The sequence below is a fragment of the Kytococcus sp. Marseille-QA3725 genome (assembly GCF_054950055.1).
Genome location: NZ_JBUCLA010000001.1, coordinates 969,126 through 990,987, shown reverse-complemented (window position 1 = coordinate 990,987; position 21,862 = coordinate 969,126). Strand labels below are relative to the sequence as shown.

15 protein-coding genes, 1 tRNA gene and 1 other RNA gene are annotated in these 21,862 nt (G+C 71.9%); 11 read left to right on the top strand and 6 right to left on the bottom strand.

Annotated elements, in window-relative coordinates; all coding sequences use genetic code 11:
- Nucleotides 1–32: 32 nt before the first annotated feature.
- Nucleotides 33–1,229: a PucR family transcriptional regulator gene (locus ACY8FT_RS04480; protein ID WP_462417725.1), complete on the bottom strand. Its 1,197-nt coding sequence runs from the start codon at nt 1,227–1,229 to the stop codon at nt 33–35.
- Between the two features lie 146 nt (nt 1,230–1,375).
- On the opposite strand from ACY8FT_RS04480, the gene ACY8FT_RS04475 reads away from it, so the two are divergent.
- Nucleotides 1,376–2,644, top strand: coding sequence for a glycerophosphodiester phosphodiesterase (locus ACY8FT_RS04475; protein WP_462417724.1), 1,269 nt, complete (start codon nt 1,376–1,378; stop codon nt 2,642–2,644).
- Nucleotides 2,645–2,735: 91 nt separating this feature from the next.
- On the opposite strand, the gene aceE is transcribed toward ACY8FT_RS04475, so the two are convergent.
- Nucleotides 2,736–5,483: a pyruvate dehydrogenase (acetyl-transferring), homodimeric type gene (gene aceE, locus ACY8FT_RS04470; RefSeq protein WP_462417723.1), complete on the bottom strand. Its 2,748-nt coding sequence runs from the start codon at nt 5,481–5,483 to the stop codon at nt 2,736–2,738.
- Between the two features lie 188 nt (nt 5,484–5,671).
- Between aceE and ACY8FT_RS04465 the strand changes: the two genes are divergently transcribed.
- The 5 genes from ACY8FT_RS04465 (at nt 5,672) to ACY8FT_RS04445 (ending at nt 9,955) form a co-directional block, all read left to right on the top strand.
- Nucleotides 5,672–6,178, top strand: a complete 507-nt coding sequence (locus tag ACY8FT_RS04465) for a DUF3052 domain-containing protein (RefSeq protein WP_462417722.1) — start codon at nt 5,672–5,674, stop codon at nt 6,176–6,178.
- A gap of 50 nt (nt 6,179–6,228) precedes the next feature.
- Nucleotides 6,229–6,301 (top strand) — tRNA-Val (locus tag ACY8FT_RS04460).
- 1 nt (nt 6,302) lies between these two features.
- Nucleotides 6,303–7,166: a Nif3-like dinuclear metal center hexameric protein gene (locus ACY8FT_RS04455; RefSeq protein ID WP_462417721.1), complete on the top strand. Its 864-nt coding sequence runs from the start codon at nt 6,303–6,305 to the stop codon at nt 7,164–7,166.
- Nucleotides 7,167–7,168: 2 nt separating this feature from the next.
- Complete coding sequence (locus ACY8FT_RS04450) at nt 7,169–8,431, top strand: histidine phosphatase family protein (RefSeq protein ID WP_462417720.1); 1,263 nt, start codon at nt 7,169–7,171, stop codon at nt 8,429–8,431.
- 63 nt (nt 8,432–8,494) lie between these two features.
- On the top strand, nt 8,495–9,955 hold the full coding sequence (locus tag ACY8FT_RS04445; RefSeq protein WP_462417719.1) for an RNB domain-containing ribonuclease: 1,461 nt from the start codon (nt 8,495–8,497) through the stop codon (nt 9,953–9,955).
- 20 nt (nt 9,956–9,975) lie between these two features.
- Here ACY8FT_RS04445 and ACY8FT_RS04440 read toward each other — a convergent pair whose 3' ends face one another.
- The 4 genes from ACY8FT_RS04440 to map form a co-directional block, all read right to left on the bottom strand.
- The gene (locus tag ACY8FT_RS04440) at nt 9,976–10,338 is read right to left on the bottom strand and encodes a transglycosylase family protein (protein ID WP_462417718.1); all 363 of its coding nucleotides are present in this window, start codon (nt 10,336–10,338) and stop codon (nt 9,976–9,978) included.
- Between the two features lie 56 nt (nt 10,339–10,394).
- An RNA gene (gene rnpB, locus ACY8FT_RS04435) (RNase P RNA component class A) lies at nt 10,395–10,767 on the bottom strand.
- 28 nt (nt 10,768–10,795) lie between these two features.
- Nucleotides 10,796–11,557, bottom strand: coding sequence for a polyphosphate--glucose phosphotransferase (gene ppgK, locus ACY8FT_RS04430; RefSeq protein WP_462417717.1), 762 nt, complete (start codon nt 11,555–11,557; stop codon nt 10,796–10,798).
- Entirely contained in the window at nt 11,554–12,414 is an 861-nt protein-coding gene (gene map / locus ACY8FT_RS04425) for a type I methionyl aminopeptidase (protein WP_462417716.1), read from the bottom strand. The genes ppgK and map overlap by 4 nt, the downstream gene beginning before the upstream one ends.
- Nucleotides 12,415–12,516: 102 nt before the next feature.
- Here map and ACY8FT_RS04420 point away from each other — a divergent pair, with 102 nt between their 5' ends.
- The 5 genes from ACY8FT_RS04420 (at nt 12,517) to ACY8FT_RS04400 (ending at nt 21,855) form a co-directional block, all read left to right on the top strand.
- Nucleotides 12,517–12,735 (top strand): methionine aminopeptidase, encoded by a 219-nt coding sequence (locus ACY8FT_RS04420; RefSeq protein ID WP_462417715.1) that lies wholly within the window; start codon nt 12,517–12,519, stop codon nt 12,733–12,735.
- 2 nt (nt 12,736–12,737) lie between these two features.
- Complete coding sequence (locus ACY8FT_RS04415; protein ID WP_462417714.1) at nt 12,738–14,123, top strand: ArgE/DapE family deacylase; 1,386 nt, start codon at nt 12,738–12,740, stop codon at nt 14,121–14,123.
- 137 nt (nt 14,124–14,260) lie between these two features.
- Nucleotides 14,261–17,467, top strand: a complete 3,207-nt coding sequence (locus ACY8FT_RS04410) for an immune inhibitor A domain-containing protein (protein WP_462417713.1) — start codon at nt 14,261–14,263, stop codon at nt 17,465–17,467.
- A gap of 90 nt (nt 17,468–17,557) precedes the next feature.
- On the top strand, nt 17,558–18,898 hold the full coding sequence (locus ACY8FT_RS04405; protein WP_462417712.1) for a glutamine synthetase family protein: 1,341 nt from the start codon (nt 17,558–17,560) through the stop codon (nt 18,896–18,898).
- Nucleotides 18,895–21,855 carry a bifunctional [glutamine synthetase] adenylyltransferase/[glutamine synthetase]-adenylyl-L-tyrosine phosphorylase gene (locus ACY8FT_RS04400; RefSeq protein ID WP_462417711.1) on the top strand — a complete coding sequence of 987 codons (2,961 nt, stop codon included), beginning with the start codon at nt 18,895–18,897 and terminating at the stop codon, nt 21,853–21,855. Before ACY8FT_RS04405 ends, ACY8FT_RS04400 begins: the two co-directional genes overlap by 4 nt.
- Nucleotides 21,856–21,862 lie beyond the last annotated feature (7 nt).

Below are 21,862 nucleotides of genomic sequence, written 5' to 3'. Positions count from 1 at the left end.
GGAGGAATCCTCCAACTGTGGATGAGCGTCCGTCAGCTCTCGGGCTGCACGGCGCGCCGCCAGCCCGCACCGCGCGGGGCGTCGATCCGGTGGACGGCCAGTGCCACACGCAGGGTCCAGGCGTCACGCGGGTCGGTCAGGTCGAGGCCGACCAGCTGCTCGATCCGCGAGATGCGGTAGCGGACGGTGTTGACGTGCACGAACAGCGCCCGGGCACTGGCCTCGAGGGCTCCTCCGTGGTCGAGCAGGGCCTCGGCGGTTGGCAGCAGGTCCCGCCCGGCCTGCGCGAGTGGTCGGACCACGGACTTGGTGAGCTCCCGGCGAGCCGCCTCGTCGCCGGCCAGGATGCGCTCGGGCAGCAGCTCCGCAGCCCGGACGGCAGCCGGTGCCCCGGGCCAGGCGCGGGAGGCGTTCCACCCGGCCAGGGCCGCCCGCGCCGAGCGACCGGCGGCGAACAGGTGGGGGACGACCGGGCCGACCACGACGGGCGGGGCGTCGAGCACTGCCGTCAGCGGCGGGAAGGCGTCCTGGGACTCCTCGAGGCCCGAGAGCACCACCACGACCCGGCCGGAGTTCAGGGTCACCAGCGCCTCCCGCCCGTGACGCCGGCAGGACTGGCGCACCTGGCGCACCACCTCGGCCTCGTCGGTGAGGTCCGAGGCCGTGCCGACCGCGACGGCCACGCCGGAGGTCTGCCCCCACCCGAGGGCGGCCGCGCGCGAGTGGACGTCCTCCGTGGCCTCTCCGCGCAGCACGGCGTCCACGACGAGCGACTCCAGGCGCGCGTCCCACGACCCACGGGCCTCGGCGGCCCGGGCGTGCACCGTGGCGGCCCCGAAGGCGACGTCGCGGCTGAACCGCAGGCAGGCCAGCAGCAGGCGGTCGCGCTCGTCCTGCTCCTGCGCGAGCTCGTCGACGGAGTCCTCCACCGTCTGCACCGTCACCCGGACCAGCTCGATGGTCTGCTCCAGGCTGAGCACCGTGCCCAGCTCGCGCGGGGCGTCGGCGAAGACCAGGGTGGCGCGCCCGGGTTCGCCCGGTCCGGAGAGCCACTCCACGAAGGTGCGGATGCCCGCCTCGGCCACCAGGGCGACCCCGGCGCGGTGGCGGGCCGGCAGCTCGCGGTACCAGTCGTGGCGCTCCATCCGGCGCAGCGCGGCGTGGGCCAGGGGAGAGACCTGCTCGGTCAGGCGCTCGAGCGTCGACGACGCGACCCGGGGGGCTGGCATGGCGCAACTGTAGGTCCTCGACAAAGCGCGCGCACGGGCACCGGGAGCAGGGCGGGGGTGCTCTCCGCCCGCTCGTTCAGACGGTGTTCTCTCGGTGCACACCTGGAGGGCACCCGGCGTTGGTCCGGGTGGGTTCTCATCCGTCCATGACCACCATGCGTCGCACCCTCACGTCCACCCTCATCGCAGCCACCGGCCTCGGCGTCCTCGGGGCCGCACCCGCCGGCGCGGAGCCGACCGGCGCCGGCGCCGAAGACCAGGGGGCCCACCCCGTCCTCGCCGCGGAGAAGCCCTGGGTCATCGGTCACCGCGGCGCCTCCGGCCACCGTCCGGAGCACACCCTGGAGGCCTACGAGCTCGCCATCCGCATGGGCGCCGACTTCTTCGAGCCAGACCTGGTGAGCACCAAGGACGGCGTCCTGGTGACCCGCCACGAGAACGAGATCTCCGGCACCACCGACGTCGCCGAGCACCCCGAGTTCGCTGACCGCAAGACCACGAAGGTGGTCGACGGGCAGGAGCTGACCGGGTGGTTCACCGAGGACTTCACCCTCGCGGAGCTGAAGACCCTGCGCGCCAAGGAGCGCATCCCGGACGTGCGCCCCGACAACACCAGCTACGACGGCCGGTTCGAGGTGGCGACCTTCGCCGAGGTGCTCGAGCTGCGCGAGCGGCTGACGGCCGAGACCGGCCGTGAGATCGCCATCATCCCGGAGATCAAGCACCCGACCTACTTCGACGGCATCGGTCTGTCCATGGAGGAGCAGGTCGTGGCCCAGCTGGAGGAGGCGGGCCTGAACCACGCCGACTCCCCGGCCATGATCCAGAGCTTCGAGGTGCAGAACCTGGTGGACCTCAACCGCAACCTCGACGCCGAGGTGCCGCTGGTCTTCCTGTCCTGGTACGAGGGCCAGCCGTGGGACCTCGAGGCGGCCGGCGACCAGCGCACCTACGCCGACCTCATGAAGCCGGCCGGGCTGCGCGAGCTCGCCCGCGACGTCGACGCCATCGGCCCCGAGCGCACCATGGTGGTCCCCGAGGAGGGCGGCGTGCTGGGTGAGCCGACCTCCCTGGTCGAGGACGCCCACGCCGCCGGCCTGCTGGTGACGCCCTACACCTTCCGTGCCGAGAACGCCCACCTGCCCGCCTCGCTCCAGAGCTCGGAGGACCCGGCGGCGCTCGGCGACATGGACACCCTGGTCCGGGCCCACCTGGACGCCGGCGTGGACGGTGTCTTCTCCGACCAGCCGGGCATGGCCGTGGAGACGCGCGACGCCTGGCGCGAGGAACACCCCATCGTCGACACCGGTGTCCAGGCGCCCCGGTCGACCACCGGTCTCACCGGGGCAGCAGCCGGCCTCGGCGCGCTCCTGCTGGGCGCCGGGCTGCTGCGGGGGGTGCGCCGCAGCGCTTGAGGTGCCGGTCCGCCGGGAGGCAGGACCAGCCACGAGGAGGGGCCCTGCAGCAGCTGCTGCAGGGCCCCTCCTCGTCGTGCGGTGGGACGGCTCAGGCGTCGCCACCCGCGGTGCCGGACGTGCCGGCGGTGGTGTCGAGCAGGCGGTAGTGCTCGGCGGCCTCCTTGGCGCGACCGGCCTCGATCTCGCCGCGCTTCTCCAGCATCTGCAGGGTCTTGACGACCATCGACGCGGAGTCGATGTGGAAGAAGCGACGCGCCGCGGGGCGGGTGTCCGAGAAGCCGAAGCCGTCGGCGCCCAGCGCGTAGTAGTCGTCCTCCATCCACGGCGCGATCTGGTCCTGCACCGCGCGCATGTAGTCGCTCGTGGCGACGATCGGGCCCTCGCCCTTGGGCAGCAGCTGCTGCACGTAGGGGGTGCGTGCCTCGTCCTCCGGGTGCAGGAAGGCGTCCTCGTCGCAGGCCGTGGCCTCGCGGGCGAGCTCGCTCCAGGAGGTGATCGAGTACACCGAGGCGTTGACACCCCAGTGCTCAGCGAGCTCCTGCTGGGCGTCCAGTGCCCACGGCACGCCCACGCCGGAGGCGAGCAGACGGGCCTTCGGGCCCTCGGCCTCGCCCTCGGCTAGCAGGTACCCACCCTTGAGGATGCCGTCGAGGTCGATGCCCTCGGGCTGCTTGGGCTGCACCATCGGCTCGTTGTAGACCGTCAGGTAGAAGATGACGTTCTCGGCGTCCGGGCCGTACATCCGGCGCATGCCCTCCTGCATGAGGGCGGAGATCTCGTAGGAGTAGGCCGGGTCGTAGGAGACGACCGCCGGGTTGGTGGTCGCCAGCAGCGGGCTGTGGCCGTCCATGTGCTGCAGGCCCTCGCCGGCCAGGGTCGTCCGGCCGGCCGTCGCGCCGATGAGGAAGCCGCGGGAGAGCTGGTCGGCCGCCGCCCAGATGCCGTCACCGGTCCGCTGGAACCCGAACATCGAGTAGAAGATGTAGACCGGGATCATCGGCTCGTTGTGCGTGTCGTGCGAGGAGCCGGCCGCCGTGAACGCCGCCACCGAGCCGGCCTCGTTGATGCCCAGGTGGAGCAGCTGGCCGTCGGTGCTCTCCTTGTAGGACAGCATGAGGTTGGCGTCCACGGACTCGTAGTTCTGGCCGTTCGGGTTGTAGATCTTCCGAGTGGGGAAGAACGCGTCCATGCCGAAGGTGCGGGCCTCGTCCGGGATGATCGGGACGATGCGCTGGCCGATCTCCGGGTCGCGCATCATGTCCTTGAGGATGCGCACGAAGGCCATCGTCGTGGCGACCTCCTGCGTGCCCGAGCCCTTGCGGCCGACGTCGTATGTCTTCTCCGGCGGCAGCTGCAGCGGCAGGTGCTCGGAGAGGCGGGCCGGCAGGTCGCCACCGAGCTTGCGGCGGCGCTCCAGCATGTACTGGATCGTCTCGTCGTCCTCGCCCGGGTGGTAGTAGGGCGCGGCGAACTGGTCGTCCTCGAAGGCCGAGTCCGGGACCGGGATCCGCAGGCTGTCGCGGAAGCCCTTGAGATCCTCCACCGTCAGCTTCTTCATCTGGTGGGTGGCGTTGCGGCCGGCGAAGTGCGAGCCGAGCGAGTAGCCCTTGATGGTGTGGGCCAAGATCACGGTCGGCTGACCGGAGTGGTTCATGGCGGCCTGGTAGGCGCTGAACACCTTGCGGTAGTCGTGGCCACCGCGCTTGAGCTTCCACCAGATGTCGTCGTCGGACCAGTCCTTCACCATGCGGCTGGTGCGCGAGTCGCGGTCGAAAAAGTGCTCCCGGACGTAGGCGCCGTCGTTGGCGCGGAAGGTCTGGAAGTCACCGTCGGGGGTGCTGTTCATGAGGTTCACCAGCGCGCCGTCGCGGTCGGCGGCCAGAAGCTCGTCCCAGCCGCGACCCCAGAGCACCTTGATGACGTTCCAGCCCGCGCCCCGGAAGAAGGCCTCGAGCTCCTGCACGATCTTGCCGTTGCCGCGCACCGGGCCGTCGAGGCGCTGCAGGTTGCAGTTGACCACGAAGGTCAGGTTGTCGAGCTCCTCGTTGGCCGCGATCTGCAGGGCACCTCGCGACTCCGGCTCGTCCATCTCGCCGTCGCCGAGGAAGGCCCAGACGTGCTGCTCGCTGGTGTCCTTGATGCCGCGGTTCTGGAGGTACTTGTTGAACTGCGCCTGGTGGATGGCGGCCAGCGGGCCCAGACCCATCGACACCGTCGGGAACTGCCAGAAGTCCGGCATGCTCCGCGGGTGCGGGTAGCTCGGCAGCGCGGTGAGCTTGCCGTCGACGAAGTGCGACTTCTCCTGGCGGAAGCCGTTGAGCTGGTCCTCGCTCAGTCGGCCCTCGAGGAAGGCGCGGGCGTAGATGCCGGGGGAGGCGTGGCCCTGGAAGAAGATCTGGTCGCCGCCACCGGGGTGCTGACGGCCGCGGAAGAAGTGGTTGAAGCCGACCTCGTAGAGGGTCGCCGCGGAGGCGTAGCTGGACAGGTGGCCACCGACGGCGATGCCGGGGCGCTGGGCGCGGTGCACCATGATCGCGGCGTTCCATCGGATCCAGGCGCGGTAGCGGCGCTCCACCTCCTCGTCACCGGGGAACCAGGCCTCGTCCTCGGGCCCGATGGTGTTGATGTAGTCGGTGGTGGTCAGCGACGGCACGCCGACCTGCTGCTGGCGGGAGCGGTTCAGCAACTCCAGCATCACGTAGCGGGCACGCGAACGGCCACGGGCGTCGACCAGGCCGTCCAGCGAGTCGAGCCACTCGGCGGTCTCCTCGGGGTCGATGTCCGGGAGCTGGCTGGGCAGACCGTTGAGAATCGGTCCGAAATCCTTGGTCGACACGAAGCTTCTCCTCCTTACACGCGTCGCCCGTCGTGACGACGTGTGTGTCGGCGACGAACTCACTGCACCGGGGTGTGCAGGCGTACGGCCGCATTGTTCCACCCCGTCGCGCCGGGTGTCCCGTTCGGGAGAGCCCGACGGGGCCGTCAGGGGCGCCTGTCTGTCCTCCGGGACGGGCGCGGTGCATCATGGAGGCGCGCCACGGCACGGACCGCGGCGCCGGACACCGCCCGACGGACGGTGACGACCATCACATCGAGGAGGACCACGTGGAGGCGACCGCGACCGCGGACGCACGGGCCCTGGCCGACCGGCTGGGCTTCAGCGACGACCAGATCGTCCAGGAGATCGGGTGGGACGACGACGTCCCCGAGGACCTGCGGCTCGCCATCGAGGAGATCACCGGCGCCCCGCTGGAGGACGAGTCCTACACGGGCCCGGTCGACGTGTGCCTGCTCTGGTTCCGCGACGGCGACGGTGACCTCACCGACGACTGCGTGGACGCCCTCTCGGGCCTGGAGGACGACGGCTTCGTCCTGCTGGCCACGCCCAACCTCAAGCACGACCTGCACGTGGACCAGGCCGACGTTGACGAGGCCGCCACCACCGCCGGACTGCAGGCGCAGAGCTCCCTGCAGCTGGGGGACAGCTGGCTGGCGACCAAGCTGGGGCGCCCCACCCGCCGCCGCGGCTGACCCGACACCCGGGTGCGAGGATGGGTCTGCACGGCTGACCCCCGTGCCCGGGGCCTGTAGCTCAGCTGGCAGAGCACTGCGTTTACACCGCAGGTGTCGTCGGTTCGATCCCGGCCGGGCCCACATGGACACCAGGACCTGCACCCTGTCCGACGCGGTGGACGTGCTCGACGAGCTCTTCCCGCCCGAGACGGCCCTTTCGGGGGACGTCGTCGGACTCACCGTCGGCGACCCCTCGGCACCCGTGCGGCGGGTGCTGATGGCGGTCGATCCCACCCTCGCGGTCGTCGACGAGGCGGTCGAGGGCGGGTACGACCTGCTGGTCACCCACCACCACCTGCTGCGAGCCGGGCTGCACGCCGTCGTCCCTACCGAGCCGAAGGGGGCGGCGGTGCTCGCGCTGGCCACCGGCGGGGTGGGCCTGTACTCGGCGCACACGAACGCCGACGTGGCCACCGGCGGGGTGAACGACGCCTTGGCCGCGGCACTGGAGCTGTCGGACGTCGAGCCGCTCTCGGAGCCCGAGGGGCAGCCGCTCGGGCGGGTCGGGGAGCTGGACCGGCCCCTGACGCTGGAGGAGTTCGCCGGTCGTGTGGCAGCGGTCCTGCCCGGTGCGCCCGCGGGTCTGCGGGTGGCGGGCCCCCGGGGTGGTCGGGTGGCGCGCGTCGCCGTCCTCGGAGGCTCCGGGGACCGGGAGTTCGACGCGGTGCGGGAGACGCGCGCCGACGTCCTGGTCACTGCCGACCTGCGGCACCACCCGGTGAGCGAGTTCCGGGAGCACGGGCTGCTCGCGGCGCGGAGCGGCGGGGTCGATGGCCCCTTCCTCATCGACGCCGGGCACTGGGCCACGGAGTCGCTCTGGCTCCAGGAGGCCGGTCGGCGTCTGGTCGAGGGGCTGGCGGCCAGCACCGGGGCGCAGGTCGAGGTGAGGGTCAGCGACACCGTGACCGACCCGTGGGACTTCGTCGTCGCCACGCAGGAGGCCTGAGCATGACGACCTGGACGATCGAGGCGGACGGCGGCTCCCGGGGCAACCCCGGGGTGGCCGGCTACGGGGCCCTGGTGCTCGACGGACAGGGGGAGCTGCTCGCCGAGCGCGCCGCCCCGCTGGGACGGGCCAGCAACAACGTGGCGGAGTACTCCGGTCTCATCGCCGGACTGCGGGCCCTGCTCGACCGGGCCGAGGTGTCGGCCGGCGACGTGGTGCGCGTACGGATGGACTCCAAGCTGGTCATCGAGCAGATGGCGGGGCGGTGGAAGATCAAGCACGCCGACATGCAGCGGCTGGCGGCCGAGGCCAAGGAGCTCTGCGCGGAGCTGGACGGCGTCGGCGCACGGATCGAGTGGGAGTGGATCCCGCGCAAGCAGAACGCCGCGGCGGACAAGCTGAGCAACGACGGCATGGACGGACACACCGTCGAGCGCGACCACGGAGCCGTCCCGGGCGTCGGGGAGGACGAGGCCGGTCTCGCCGACGAGACGCACGCTCCCGAGCCGCCGCAGCACGCGGCGACCACCGCCGGCAAGCCCGCGACCGAGGAGGCCCGTCTCCGGGAGCGGGTGGCGGGCACCGAGGGGGCCCACCGCTGGCAGCTCGTGCTCCTGCGCCACGGGGTGACCGATTTCACCGAGACCTACCGCATCGACGGCCGGGGCGGCAGCAACCCACCGTTGTCGACCCTGGGGGAGGAGCAGGCCGGGCGTGCGGCGCGGGAGCTCGGCGAGTGGCTCGCGGAACCCGCGTCCGACGGCCGCGTCCGCGTGGTCACCTCGAGCCTGCGGCGGGCCCAGCAGACCGGAGGGGCGACCGCACGGGCCCTGGGTCTCGACGCGATCTCCGACGCGCGCTTCGACGAGCAGGCCTTCGGCGAGTGGGACGGACTCACCTGGCGCGAGGTCGACGCGCAGGGGCAGGGGCTGGCGCGGGCCTTCGCCCGGGATCCGGACTTCCCGGTCCCCGGCGGGGAGACGCACCAGCAGGTGCGCACCCGGGTCCTGGAGGGGCTCGCCGAGCTCGGTCGCACGGCGGTGGACCAGGAGCTCCACACGGTGGTGGTGGCGGCCCACCGCATCGCGGTCATGACGGTGCTGGAGGCGGTGCTCGGGGTGGAATACCCCCACTCGTGGACGCTGGGTCAGCACCCCGCGGCCTTCCACACCCTCGAGTTCCTGGGTCCCGACGTGCCCGGCGGCTTCGCCGAGCTCAGCGGTCTCAACGTGCGCCACCACCTGGCGGGGCTGCCCGTGCGGTGACCCACGGGCCGTGCGGCTCGCTCGTGGGGCCCGCGGTGTCGGCACGTGGCTAGGGTGATCGGCATGGCACATCCCCACGTGGTCCTGCGCACCGGCCCGGACGGCCCCGAGGAGGCCGGCGCCGCCGCCCCTCTCGCGGGGGAGCAGCTGCTCACCGCCTTCGAGGCGATCCGCGCCCAGCAAGGGGTCCCCGAGGAGTTCCCGCCGCAGGTGCTCGCCGAGGCCGAGGACGTCACGCAGGACGTGCGGCTGCCGGAGCGGGACGAACGAGGGCTCGAGCTCATCACCATCGACCCGGAGGGGTCGATGGACCTGGACCAGGCGATGCACATCACCCGGGAGGGTGAGGGCTTCTGCGTGCGCTACGCCATCGCCGACGTGCCCGCCTTCGTCGCCCCGGAGGGCGCCATCGCGGCCGAGGCCTGGGAGAGGGGGCTGACGGTCTACTGCCCGGACCGGCACACGCCGCTGCACCCGCCGGCGATGTCCGAGGGCGCCGCCTCCCTTCTGCCGGACCAGGACCGTCCGGCCTTCCTCTGGGAGATCCACCTGGACGCCGCCGGTGCCGTGACGCAGGCGAGCGTCACCCGCGCTGCGGTGCGCTCGCGCCGTCGCCTCACCTACACCGAGGCCCAGGCGCAGATCGACGACGGCTCGGCCGAGGAGACGCTCGTGCTCCTGCGCGAGGTGGGCCTGCTGCGCATCGAGCAGGAGAAGGCGCGCGGCGGCGCGACCCTGCCGATGCCGGAGCAGGAGGTGCACGAGGAGGACGGTCGGTACTCCACCCGCTTCCGTCCGCTGCTCCCGGTGGAGGAGTGGAACGCCCAGATCTCCCTGATGACCGGCATGGCGGCTGCCGACCTGATGCTCGGGGCCCGGATCGGCATCCTGCGCACCATGCCCGAGCCGGAGGGGCAGGACGTCGACACGCTGCGCCGGCAGGCACGGGCGCTGGGCGTCGAGTGGGCCGACGGGGCGACCTACGGCGAGTTCCTCCGCTCACTGGACGTCACCGACGGGCGGCACCTGTTCCTGGTGCATGAGGCCACCTCGCTGTTCCGTGGTGCGGGCTACACGGCCTTCGACGGAGAGCTCCCGGAGCTCACGACCCAGTCCGCGATCGCTGCTCCGTACGCGCACGCGACGGCCCCGCTGCGTCGGCTGGTCGACCGCTTCGTGCTGGCGGTCTGCGCGGCGGTCTCGGCGGGCGAGGAGGTCCCCGCGTGGGCGCGGGAGGCGCTGCCGCAGCTCCCGGAGGTGATGGAGCGGGCCGACGGGCGGGCCAAGCAGGTGGAGCGCGCCTGCGTCGACGCGGTCGAGGCGGCGGTGCTGCAGGAGCAGGTCGGCCAGGAGTTCACGGGCATCGCCGTCGACGTGGAGAAGGAGGACCGCTTCACGGTCCAGATCGCCGAGCCCGCCGTCGTGGCCCGTGCCGAGGGGGCCGCCGAGCCGGGTGACGAGGTGACGGTCCGCCTCACGGAGGCGGAGGTCCGGGAGCACCGCATCGCGTTCGAGCGGGTCTGAGGACGCGGTTGTAGGCGGGCTCAGCCCGCAGGCACGGCGTCGGGGTCCGCTCCGCCGGAGGCCTTCGTCAGCCCGGCCCGGGGCCCGCAGGTCGGCCACGCCTGTGGCCCCTGCATCGCAAGGAGGCGACGTGCTGCGGCGATCTGCTCCGCCCGCGTGGCGAGGTCGGCTCGGGGTGCCCAGGCGAGTCCGCCGACTCCCTCCCAGGTGGTCTGGCTGAACTGCAGGCCACCGAAGAAGTGGAAGGACCTGGCCGAGTCGCTGGGGTGGGCGTCCGACCGGCCGAGGCTCTCGCACTGCGCGACGCGGTCCCACACGGTCGCGGTGGGCGGCTCCACGGAGGTCACGACTCCGAGGGGTGCGGTCAGGGCGATGGTGAACATGGTGTCTTCCACCATGCCAGAGTGCGAGGAACCCCGGGTTCCGCGAAGGTTGGGGTGAGACGAGCCGGCCTGTAAGCCGGGTCCTGTCCCCGGGGCCGATCGCTCGGCCCCGGGGGACGGTCATCCATCTCGGGCGACTGTTGCCAGCCGCCTCCAGCGGCCTACCCGCGTGCTCGGACGGGACGCCCTCGGACACACGCTGTCTGGCCTTGCTCCCGGTGGGGTTTGCCGAGCCGCGCCAGTCACCTGGTGCGCTGGTGGTCTCTTACACCACCGTTTCACCCTGACCCGTGCAGGCACGGGCGGTCTGTTCTCTGTGGCACTTTCCCGCGGGTCACCCCGGGTGGCTGTTGGCCACCACCGTTCCCTGTGGAGCCCGGACTTTCCTCGGCGGGCCGTGCGGCCCGACGCGACCGTCCGGCCGACTCGTCTCGGCGGGGAAGTGTACGCGGACCGGTCAGCGGCCGGCAGCGACCGCGGCGTGGGCGGCGCCGATGATGCCGGCGTCGTTCCGCAGCTGGGCGGGCACGATGGGGGCCCGCAGGTGCATCAGGGGCAGGAACTTCTCCGCCTTCTTGCTCACGCCGCCGCCGACCACGATCAGCTCCGGCCAGAGCAGGTTCTCCAGGGTGGAGAAGTAGCGCTGCAGACGCTCGGCCCACTCCTCCCAGGAGAGATCCTCCCGCTCGCGGGCCGAGTTCGCGGTGACGGTCTCGGCGTCGGTCCCGTCGATCTCGAGGTGCCCGAGCTCGGAGTTCGGGAGCAGCCGGCCGTCGGCCACCAGCGCCGTCCCGATGCCGGTGCCCAGGGTGGCCACGAGGACGAGCCCGCGGGTGCCCCGGGCCGCGCCGTAGTGCGCCTCAGCCAGACCGGCTGCGTCGGCGTCGTTGAGGACGTGGACCTCACGGCCGAGGTGCTCGGAGAAGAGCCCGTCCGCGTCGGTGCCGATCCAGCTGGTGTCGATGTTCGCGGCCGTCCGGACCACGCCGCGGCTCACCACGGCGGGCACCGTGACGCCGATGGGCTGCCCCTTGGTCTGCTTGCCGAACTCGTCGACCACCTGTCCGATGACCTCGACCACTGCGGTGGGGGTGGAGGTCTCGGGGGTCTCCAGGCGGAGGCGCTCGGTGGCGAACCGGCCCTTGGCCAGGTCGACGGGGGCACCCTTGATGCCACTGCCGCCGACGTCGATGCCCAGGGGGTGCGTCTGGTTGCTCATGGCTGCGTCAGGATCTCCGGGCCGTCGTCGGTGATGAGGAGGGTGTGCTCGAACTGCGCCGAGCGCTTGAGGTCCTTCGTGACCACGGTCCAGTCGTCGGACCACATGGACCAGTCGTGGGTGCCGAGGTTGAGCATCGGCTCCACGGTGAAGGTCATGCCCGGCTGGATGACGTCGGCGTAGGACGGTGCCGCGTCGTAGTGCGGCACGATGAGTCCGCTGTGGAAGTGCGTCCCGATGCCGTGCCCGGTGTAGTCGCGCACGACGCCATAGCCGAAGCGGCTGGCGTACATCTCGATGACGCGGCCGATGACGTTGAGCTCGCGACCGGGCTTGGCGGCCTTGATGCCGCGCAGCGTCGCCTCCTGCGTGCGCTCCACGAGGAGCCGTGACTCCTCGTCGACCTCACCGCAGAGGAAGGTCGCATTGGTGTCGCCGTGCACACCGTGGATGTAGCCGGTGATGTCGATGTTGACGATGTCGCCGTCCTGCAGCTCCCGGTCGTCGGGGATGCCGTGGCAGATCACCTCGTTCACCGAGCTGCAGAGCGACTTCGGGTAGCCGCGGTAGCCGAGGGTGGACGGGTAGGCCCCGTGGTCGCAGAGGAACTCGTGGCCGATGCGATCCAGCTCGTCGGTGGTGACCCCCGGGGCCACCGCGGCGCCGACCTCCTCGCGCGCCTGCGCGGCGATCCGGCAGGCGATCCGCATCTTCTCGATGGTCTCGGCGTCCTTGATCTCCGAGCCGGTGAACGGGGCCGGTGCCGGCTTGTCCACGTACTCCGGTCGGGGGATGGAAGCGGGCACCTCGCGGCGCGGGGAGACGCGGCCGGGGATCAGGGGTGGTGCGACAGGCATGCCGCGCAGTCTAGGAGGAAGGTCGTCGGCGGTCCGCTGTCGGCCGGGCGCCGCTGTGCATAGGGTGGGCCGTAAGACAGGCCCGACGACGCAGGAGGCACCGTGAAGTTCTACTACAACATCGTGACCGGACAGGTCGAGGAGAACGACGACAGCCGTTCCCGCAACGCCGACGTCATGGGTCCCTACGACTCGCGCGAGGAGGCGGAGCAGGCACTGGCCACCGCCCGGGAGCGCACCGAGAAGTGGGACGCCCAGGACGCCGCCGAGGCCGACGAGGCGGGCGGGGCCAACTGGGACGCGAACCCGCTGAACGGCTGACCGTGGACCCCGCCCCAAAGCCGACGCGCTCCCACGAGTACTCCGGTCCGCTGCCCAGCGGGCCGGAGTACTCGTGGACCGACCCCTATCCCACCTCCCCTGGTGGCGCGGATGCCAAGGCGTGCCCCGCAGGAGCAGCCGGTGTGGAGGCCCTGGACGACCGCCGCCTGGTGGCCGACCTCACAGCCCTGGTGGCGATCCCGAGCATCGGTGGTTCGGAGGCGGAGGTTCGGGCCCAGCGCTGGGGCGCCGAGGCGCTGCGGCGGCTCGGGGGCGAGGTCGACGAGTGGGACGACGACATCCGTTCGCTCGCGGAGCACGAGGGGTGGCCGGGGCAGGAGGTGGGGCGCGAGATGCTGCGGGGCGTCGTCGGACGCTTCGGCCCCGCCGACGGCGAGCCCGCCCTCATCCTGTGCGGCCACACCGATGTGGTGCCGGCCGGGGACGCCGACCTCTGGGCCGACCTCGACCCGTGGACCGTCGTGCGAGGCGGGGACGAGCAGGGCATCTGGTACCGGGGACGCGGCGTGACGGACATGAAGGGCGGGGTCGCCGCCGTGCTGGCAGCGGTCCGGGCCCTGCAGGAGAGCGGCTTCACCTGGCGCCGGCCGCTGGCGGTGCACCTGGTCAGCGCGGAGGAGGACGGCGGGGCCGGGGCGTTCGCCACGCTGCGGCGGGGCCACACCGGTGAGGCCTGCGTCATCGCCGAGCCGACGGCGCGGCACCTGGTGACGGCCAACGCGGGCTCCCTGACCTTCCGGCTGCGGGTCCCCGGCAAGGCGGCGCACGGTGCGATGGCCCGCGAGGGGGTGAACGCCCTGGAGGGTGCGCGGCGGGTGTTCGACGCGCTCGAGGACCTGCAGGAGAGGCGGAGGACGGACGCGCCGGAGCCCTTCGACACCGTGGAGGACCCCTGGCCGATGAGCATCGGGGTGGTCCGGGGTGGTGAGTGGGCCTCGACCGTCCTGGACGAGCTCGTCGTGGAGGGCCGCTTCGGCGTGCGGACGGACGAGACCCCGGGAGAGGCCCGATCGGCCTTCGAGCACTGCGTCGCGGCGGCCTGTGCGCAGGATCCCTTCCTCCGGGACCACCCGGTCGAGGTGTCCTGGCCCGGCGGCGTGTTCGCGCCGGGGGAGATGCCCAGCGGTCACGAGCTGGCCGGTCAGGTCGCCGACGCCGTGGAGCGGGCCGGGCACGACCGACCGGACCGGATGGGGGTCCCGTACGGGTCCGACCTGCGCCAGTACGCGGCTGCAGGCATCCCGACCCTCCAGTACGGGCCCGGCGACATCCGGCAGGCGCACTCGGTGGACGAGTGGGTGGATCACAGCGCACTCGTGCGCTGTGCCCGAGCCTACGTGCACCTCATCGCGCAGCGCTGCGGCTGAGCAGGTCGCCTCCGCGTTCGGCGGCGTGCGAAATCGTGTCCGAACTGTGACCGCTCCACGCGTGACTCCGCGCCCCCCGGAGCGCACTATCGGGGCGGTGGTGATTCACGCCACATACACACACCGCTGGAGGAACAGTGAACGCACGCACGTCGACGCGCCTCTCCGGAGCCGCGCTGGTCGCCTTCGCCATGGCCGCGACCCCCTTCGCACAGGTCTCCGCCGTCGCACCCCAGGATGACGCGAACTCCCAGGAGCAGCGTCAGGACGACTTTCCCCATCCCCTCGGCGACAAGCAGCGGGCCATGCGCCAGACCGCGACCAACCAGCTGCTGCGCGGCGAGGCCAAGGTCGTGACGCGCAACGGCAGCCGCTCGGTGCAGCTCGGCGAGGGTGAGGACGCCCAGTACGTGCAGTACGACACGGAGCGCACGGCCAACGTGCTGACCTTCCTCACCGAGTTCGGCGACAAGATCGACCCCTCCCGGGGCGGCACCCCCGGCCCGCTGCACAACCAGATCGAGGAGCCGGACCGTGCCGAGGACAACAGCACGGTGTGGGAGGAGGACTTCGACACCGCCTACTACGAGGACCTGATGCTGGGCGAGGAGAACTCGTTCCGGGACTTCTTCCGCAAGCAGTCCTCGGGCCGGTTCGACGTGGAGGCCGGCGTGTACGACTGGGTGAAGGTGCCGTTCAACGAGGCACGCTACGGCGCGAACTCCGACGACCCGGACGTGGAGGCCGAGGGGTACTGGAACTACGTCAAGGACAGCGCCGAGGCCTGGTACGACGACCAGGTCGTGCAGGGCAAGACCAAGGACCAGATCGCGGCCGAGTTGGCCGAGTACGACGTGTGGGACCGCTACGACCACGACGACGACGGTGACTTCAACGAGCCGGACGGTTACATCGACCACTTCCAGCTGGTGCACGCCGGTGAGGACGAGTCCGCCGGTGGTGGCGCCCAGGGGGAGGACGCCATCTGGGCACACCGCTGGTACGCCTTCCCGACCGACGAGGGGAAGACAGGGCCCGAGGGCAACCTCAAGGGTGGTGTGCCGATCGGTGACACGGGTCTGTGGATCGGTGACTACACGACGGAGCCCGAGAACGGCGGCATGGGCGTCTTCGTGCACGAGTTCTCGCACGACCTCGGGCTGCCCGACTACTACGCGACCGACGGCGGTGACAACGGGGTGTCCTTCTGGTCCCTCATGTCCTCCGGCTCCTGGCTGAACCACGGCAAGGACGGCATCGGTGACTCCGCCGGCTTCTACGGCCCCAAGGAGAAGCTCCAGCTCGGCTGGCTGGACTTCGAGGTCGTGCAGCCCGAGGAGAACGTCACCAAGACCCTCGGCCCGGCGCACTCGAGCACCGAGAACCCGCAGGCCGTGGCGGTCCCGCTGCCCCCGCAGACCATCACCACCGAGTACAACACCCCCTTCGAGGGGGCCAATGAGTTCTGGGGCGGCGCGGAGGACAACCTGGACTCCAGCATGACCCGCACCATCGACCTCACCGGTGCCAGCTCGGCGAGCGTCTCGGCGAAGGCCGAGCTCTTCATCGAGGAGGCCTACGACTTCCTGTACGCCGAGGTCTCGACCGACGGCGGCGAGAGCTGGGAGCGGGTCGGGGAGAACACGGGGTTCAGCGAGGGCTGGGTCGACCTGGACTACGACCTCTCCGAGTACCTCGGCCAGCAGGTCCAGTTCCGCTTCCACGCCAAGAACGACGGCGGGATGAACGAGGACGGGGCCTTCCTGGACAACGTGACCGTGACCGTCGACGGCAAGAGCGAGGTCGACGGTGCCGAGGGCGAGTCCACCTGGGAGCTCGACGGCTTCACCGTGATCGACGGCACCTCCACCCGCGAGGCGGAGCACGCCTACCTCGTGGAGAACCGCCAGTACGGCTCCTACGACGACACGCTGCGCACGGGGCCGTACAACTTCGGCTGGCGCGACGCCCGACCCAACTGGGTGGAGCGTTTCCCGTACCAGAACGGCATGCTCGTCTGGTACAGCAACGACGCGTACGTGGACAACAACACCGCGACCCACCCCGGTGGCGGGCAGGCCTTGCCCGTGGACGCCAACCCGGAGGCCCTGGCGTGGAACGGCGGTGGGCTGATGAGCAACCGTCTCCAGTCGTTCGACGCGACCTTCGGGCTCGAGCGCACCGATGCCGTGACGCTCCACCAGGAGGGCAAGGCGACCACCGTCGACTCCCGTCCGGGTGTGCCGGTGTTCGAGGACAGCGCCGAGGACGCCTACTACGACCCGGCGAACCCGGAGAACTCCGTGAAGCTGCCCGGCTCCGGTGTGCGTGCCGAGGTGCTCGGCACGCAGGGCGAGACCATGGAGGTCTGCTTCGGTGCCGCTGAGAACTGCGAGTCCGATGCCCCCTCCGGGCAGGTCGAGCGGTGGTCGGGCAAGGACCGCTACGCCACCGCTGCCGAGGTGGCCAAGAAGTTCGAGACCGCCGAGACGGTGTACCTGGCCTCGGGCACGGGCTTCGCGGACGCGCTGACCGGTTCACCGGCAGCGGCCAACGGCAAGGCGCCGCGCTCGCTGCCCAAGCAGGACGGGGAGGACGCCCCGGTGCTCCTGACGCGTGACGACCGGGTGCCGGCCGAGACGCTCGAGGCCATCGAGGAGCTGCGCGCCAGCAACGTCGTGATCCTCGGCGGTGAGGGCGCGGTCTCCGAGGGCGTCCGTGCCGAGCTCGAGGAGCAGGGGCTGAACGTGGCCCGGGTGGCCGGTGAGGACCGCTACGAGACCAGCGCCAACGTGGCCAAGATGTTCGGCAACTCCGCGGACACGCTCTACGTGGCCTCCGGTGAGGACGCCGCCTTCGCCGACGCGCTGTCCGGGTCGGCGCTGGCGGGCAGCGAGAACGCCCCGGTGCTGCTGACGAAGCCGGACGAGCTGCTCGACTCCACCCGTGAGGCGATCGACCACCTGAACCCGCAGCGCGTCGTGGTGATCGGTGGTTCGAAGGCGGTGTCCGACGCGGTGTACGACGAGATCGGTGCCGACGAGCGCCTGGCGGGCGCCGACCGCTACGCCACCTCGGCCGAGGTGGCCGCCAAGTTCGACAAGGACCCGAACCGGGCCCTGGTCGCCAACGGTGTCGACTTCCCGGACGCCCTGACCGGCGGCGCGTACGCCGGTGTTCACCACAACCCGCTGGTGCTGACGCGGACGGACCGTCTGCCGGAGGCCTCGCGGGCGGCGCTGGACTCCGTCTCGCCGCAGAACGTCGCCATCATCGGTGGCACGGCCGCGGTGGCCCAGTCCGTCGAGGACCAGCTCAACGAGATGCTGCCCTCCTGGCAGTGACCGGACGCCGGGGCTGAGCCGCCCCGTCCGCCCGCGTGAGGGCCCACCGACCCCGGTCGGTGGGCCCTCACCGCGTGATTGACTGCCACCATGGATCGTCAGCAGGAGTTCGTCCTCCGGGCCATCGAGGAGCGGGACATCCGCTTCATGCGGCTGTGGTTCACCGATGTGCAGGGTTCTCTGAAGTCGGTCGGGGTGGCACCCGCGGAACTCGAGAGCGCCTTCACCGAGGGCATCGGGTTCGACGGCAGCGCGATCGAGGGGTTCGCCCGCGTCTACGAGGCCGACACCCTCGCGATGCCCGACGCGTCGACCTTCCAGGTGGTGCCCTGGAAGGGCGACGACGACCCCGGCATCGGCCGGATGTTCTGCGACGTCACCCTGCCGGACGGCACCCCGAGCCCGGCGGACTCCCGACACGTCCTGCGCCGGGCCCTGCAGCACGCGGAGGACATGGGCTTCAGCTTCTACACCCACCCCGAGATCGAGTTCTTCCTGTTCGAGCCCGAGCTCGACTCCCACGGGCTCCCGGTCCCGATCGACAACGCGGGGTACTTCGACCACCTGGCCCAGGGCGACGGCCACGACTTCCGGCGGGCGGCCATCGACATGCTGGAGAGCATGGGCATCCCGGTGGAGTTCTCGCACCACGAGGGCGCGCCGGGACAGAACGAGATCGACCTGCGCTACGCCGACGCGCTGACCACGGCGGACAACGTCATGTCCTTCCGCACCGTCATCCGTGAGGTGGCCCTGAGCCAGGGGGCGCTGGCCTCGTTCATGCCCAAGCCCATGGCCCAGCACCCGGGATCGGGGATGCACACCCACCTCTCGCTCTTCGAAGGGGACCGCAACGCCTTCCACGAGCCCGGGGCGCAGTACCAGCTCTCCATCACCGGACGGCGCTTCGTCGCGGGGCTGCTCCACCACGCGCGGGAGATCAGCGCGATCACCAACCAGTGGGTGAACTCCTACAAGCGCCTGTGGGGTGGGGGAGAGGCGCCGGCCCACGTGTGCTGGGGGCACAACAACCGCAGCGCCATGGTCCGCATCCCGATGTACAAGCCCACCAAGGTGCAGTCGAGCCGCATCGAGCTGCGGTCGATGGACTCCGCCTGCAACCCCTACCTCGCCTACTCCGTGGTCCTCGCGGCGGGCCTGAAGGGGATCGAGGGGGAGTACGAGCTGCCGCCGGAGGCGGAGGACGACGTCTGGAGCCTCACGGACCAGGAGCGCCGGGCACTTGGCATCGAGCCCCTCCCGACGTCCCTCGGTGAGGCGGTGCGGGCGATGGAGCAGTCGGAGCTCGTCGCCGAGACCCTGGGGGAGCACGTCTTCGACTTCTTCCTGCGCAACAAGCGCGAGGAGTGGCAGGCCTACCGGGGCCAGGTCACGCCCTTCGAGATCGACCACTACCTCCGACAGCTGTGAACGCGCCGGGGGTGCGCCCCGAGGGCATCTCGTGGGTGCTGCGCGAGGGCTTCACCGAGGGGCGGCGGGCCGCAGGTTGCATCACCGACCTCGCGGCCCTGCTGGGGCAGGACGACCCGGAGCACCACCTCGGGTTCGCCAGGGCACTGGGTCGGGCCGCGGACCCCGACCGGGCGGCGCTCGCCGCCGTGCGCATCGCCGAGTCCGCCTCCGCCGACCGCCGCCGGGCCTGGGGGGAGCGCATCCACGCGGCGGGGAGCGAGGTCTCAGACGACGCCGTGGCTCGTCTGGTGGCCGTACTCGGTGCGAGCCAGGTGCTCGGTGACCACCTGGCGAGGCACCCCGAGCAGCTCGACCTCCTGGACGAGGACGACCTGCCCACGGAGGACGGGCTCCGCGAGACCCTGGTGGGTGCGGTGGAGGAGGCGTTCGCGGAGGGGGAGAGCGCCGATGACGCGCTGCGCGTCGCCTACCGGGGCCAGCTCCTGCGCATCGCGGGGGTGGACCTCACCGCCCCCGATCCGACGGAGGTCGTGGACGCCGTGGCCGCCGCCCTGGCGGACCTCGCAGGGGCCGCCCTCGAGGCAGCGTTGGAGATCGCGCGCCACGAGGTCGAGGACGAGGAGCAGGTGCGCCTGTCGGTCATCGGCATGGGCAAGACGGGTGGGCGGGAGCTCAACTACGTCAGCGACGTGGACGTCATCTTCGTGGCCGAGCCCGTCGGCGGGGTCGACGAGGCCCACGCACTGCAGGTGGGCAGCCGGCTGGCCACTCGCCTCATGTCGGCCTGCGGGGCGTCGACCGCGGAGGGGACGCTGTGGCCGGTCGACGCGGCACTGCGCCCGGAGGGCAAGGCGGGACCCCTGGTCCGCACCCTCGACTCCTTCGACGAGTACTACCGGCGCTGGGCGTCGCCGTGGGAGTTCCAGGCCTTGCTGAAGGCGCGGCCGGTGGCCGGAGACGCCGAGCTCGGGCGAGCGTTCGTCGAGCTGGTCGCACCCTGGATCTGGCAGGTCTCCCACCAGGACGGTTTCGTCGACGGCGTGCAGCGCATGCGTCGCCGCGTCGAGGCCCACATCCCCGCGGCCGAGGCACGGCGACAGATCAAGCTGGGCGCCGGTGGCCTGCGGGACATCGAGTTCTCCGTCCAGCTGCTGCAGCTCGTCCACGGACGGGTGGACGAGAGCCTACGCACCGGCAGCACCCTCCCGGGCCTGGACGCGCTCGCCGCCGGGGGGTACGTGGCCCGCTCCGACGCCGCCGTGCTCGGTCCGGCCTACCGCGTCCTGCGCTGTCTGGAGCACCGCATCCAACTCGACCGGCTGCGGCGCTCCCACCTCCTGCCGACGGGGGAGGACGACCTGCGCCGCCTCGGGCGCGCCATGGGCTGGCGGAAGGACCCAGCCCAGGCCGTCGACCGGCGGTGGCTGGAGGTCTCCAAGGAGGTGAGGCGGCTCCACGAGCGGCTCTTCTACCGGCCGGTGCTCACGGCGCTCTCCGACCTCACGGCCTCCCAGGCGCGGATGTCACCGGACGCGGTCACCGAGCGGTTGGCGGCGCTGGGCTTCGCGGACCCACGAGGGTCGGTGCGCCACCTCGAGGCGCTCACCCGCGGGGTGTCCCGGACCGCCGCGATCCAGCGTCAGCTGCTGCCCGCGATGCTCGGGTGGTTCGCCGACTGGCCCGCACCCGACGCGGGGCTGCTCGCCTTCCGCCGGATCAGCGAGTCGCTCGGCGGGACGCATTGGTACATGGCCATGCTGCGCGACGAGGGTCACGCGGCCCAGCGGTTCGCCCACGTGCTCTCGGCGAGCCGGTACCTGACGGGGCTGCTCGAACGGGGTCCTGACGCGGTGAGGCTGCTCGGTGAGCCCGAGGCCCTCGTGCCCGCGACGCGCGAGGCGCTCCACGGGCGCATGCGCAGCGCGGCCCGGCGCGCCGACACCGTGGAGGACGCCGCGGCGGCCGCCCGCACCCTGCGGCGCACCGAGATCCTGCGGCTGGGCATCGGGAGCCTCACGGGCACGCTGGACCCTCGGGAGGTGTCGCGGGGCCTGACCGCCGCGGCCGAGGCGCTGCTGGAGTCCGTGCTGGAGGTGGCGCTGGACGGCGACGTCGAGGGCGTGGCCGTCATCGGCATGGGGCGCCTGGGTAGCGCGGAGATGGGCTACGCCAGCGACGCCGACGTGTTCGTGGTCCATGACGACGCACCTGGTCGCGGTGAGGCAGCCGGTCGGGCGCTCAAGGTGCTGCGCTCGACCCTGGTCGGGGGAGCCGAGCCGCCGCTGGAGGTGGACGTCGACCTGCGCCCGGAGGGCAAGAACGGCCCGACCGTGCGGGGGCTGGCCTCGTTGGAGGAGTACTACGCGCGCTGGAGCTCGCCCTGGGAGGCCCAGGCGCTGGTGCGGGCTCGTCCGGTGGCGGGGGACCCCGAGCTGGCCGCGCGCGTGATGCGGCTGATCGAACCGGTCCGGTGGCCGCAGGGTGGACTCGGTCCCGGGGCGCTGCGGGAGATGCGCGTCCTCAAGGCGCGGATGGAGGCTGAACGGATCCCGCGCGGTGGCGACCCCCGGCTGCACCTGAAGCTCGGCCGCGGCGGGTTGTCCGACGTCGAGTGGACGGTGCAGATGCTGCAGATGCAGCACGCGGCAGAACACCCTTCACTGCGGACGACGAGCACCTCGGAAGCCCTGGAGCAGCTGCTGGCGCTCGGGCTGCTGGAGCCCGTCGACGGCGAGGCGCTCGAGACCGCGTGGGCCCTGGCCGGCCGGGTCCGCGACGCGAGCATGCTCTGGCGGGGCAGGGTGACCGACTCGATCCCCACCGAACCACGGGACCGCGAGGGCGTCGCCCGAGCCATGGGGCGACCGGCCGGTGCCGGGGTCGAGCTCACCGAGGAGTACCTGCGCGCTGCCCGGCGGGCCCGGGCCGTGGTGGAGCGGGTCTTCTTCGCGTGAGGCGCAC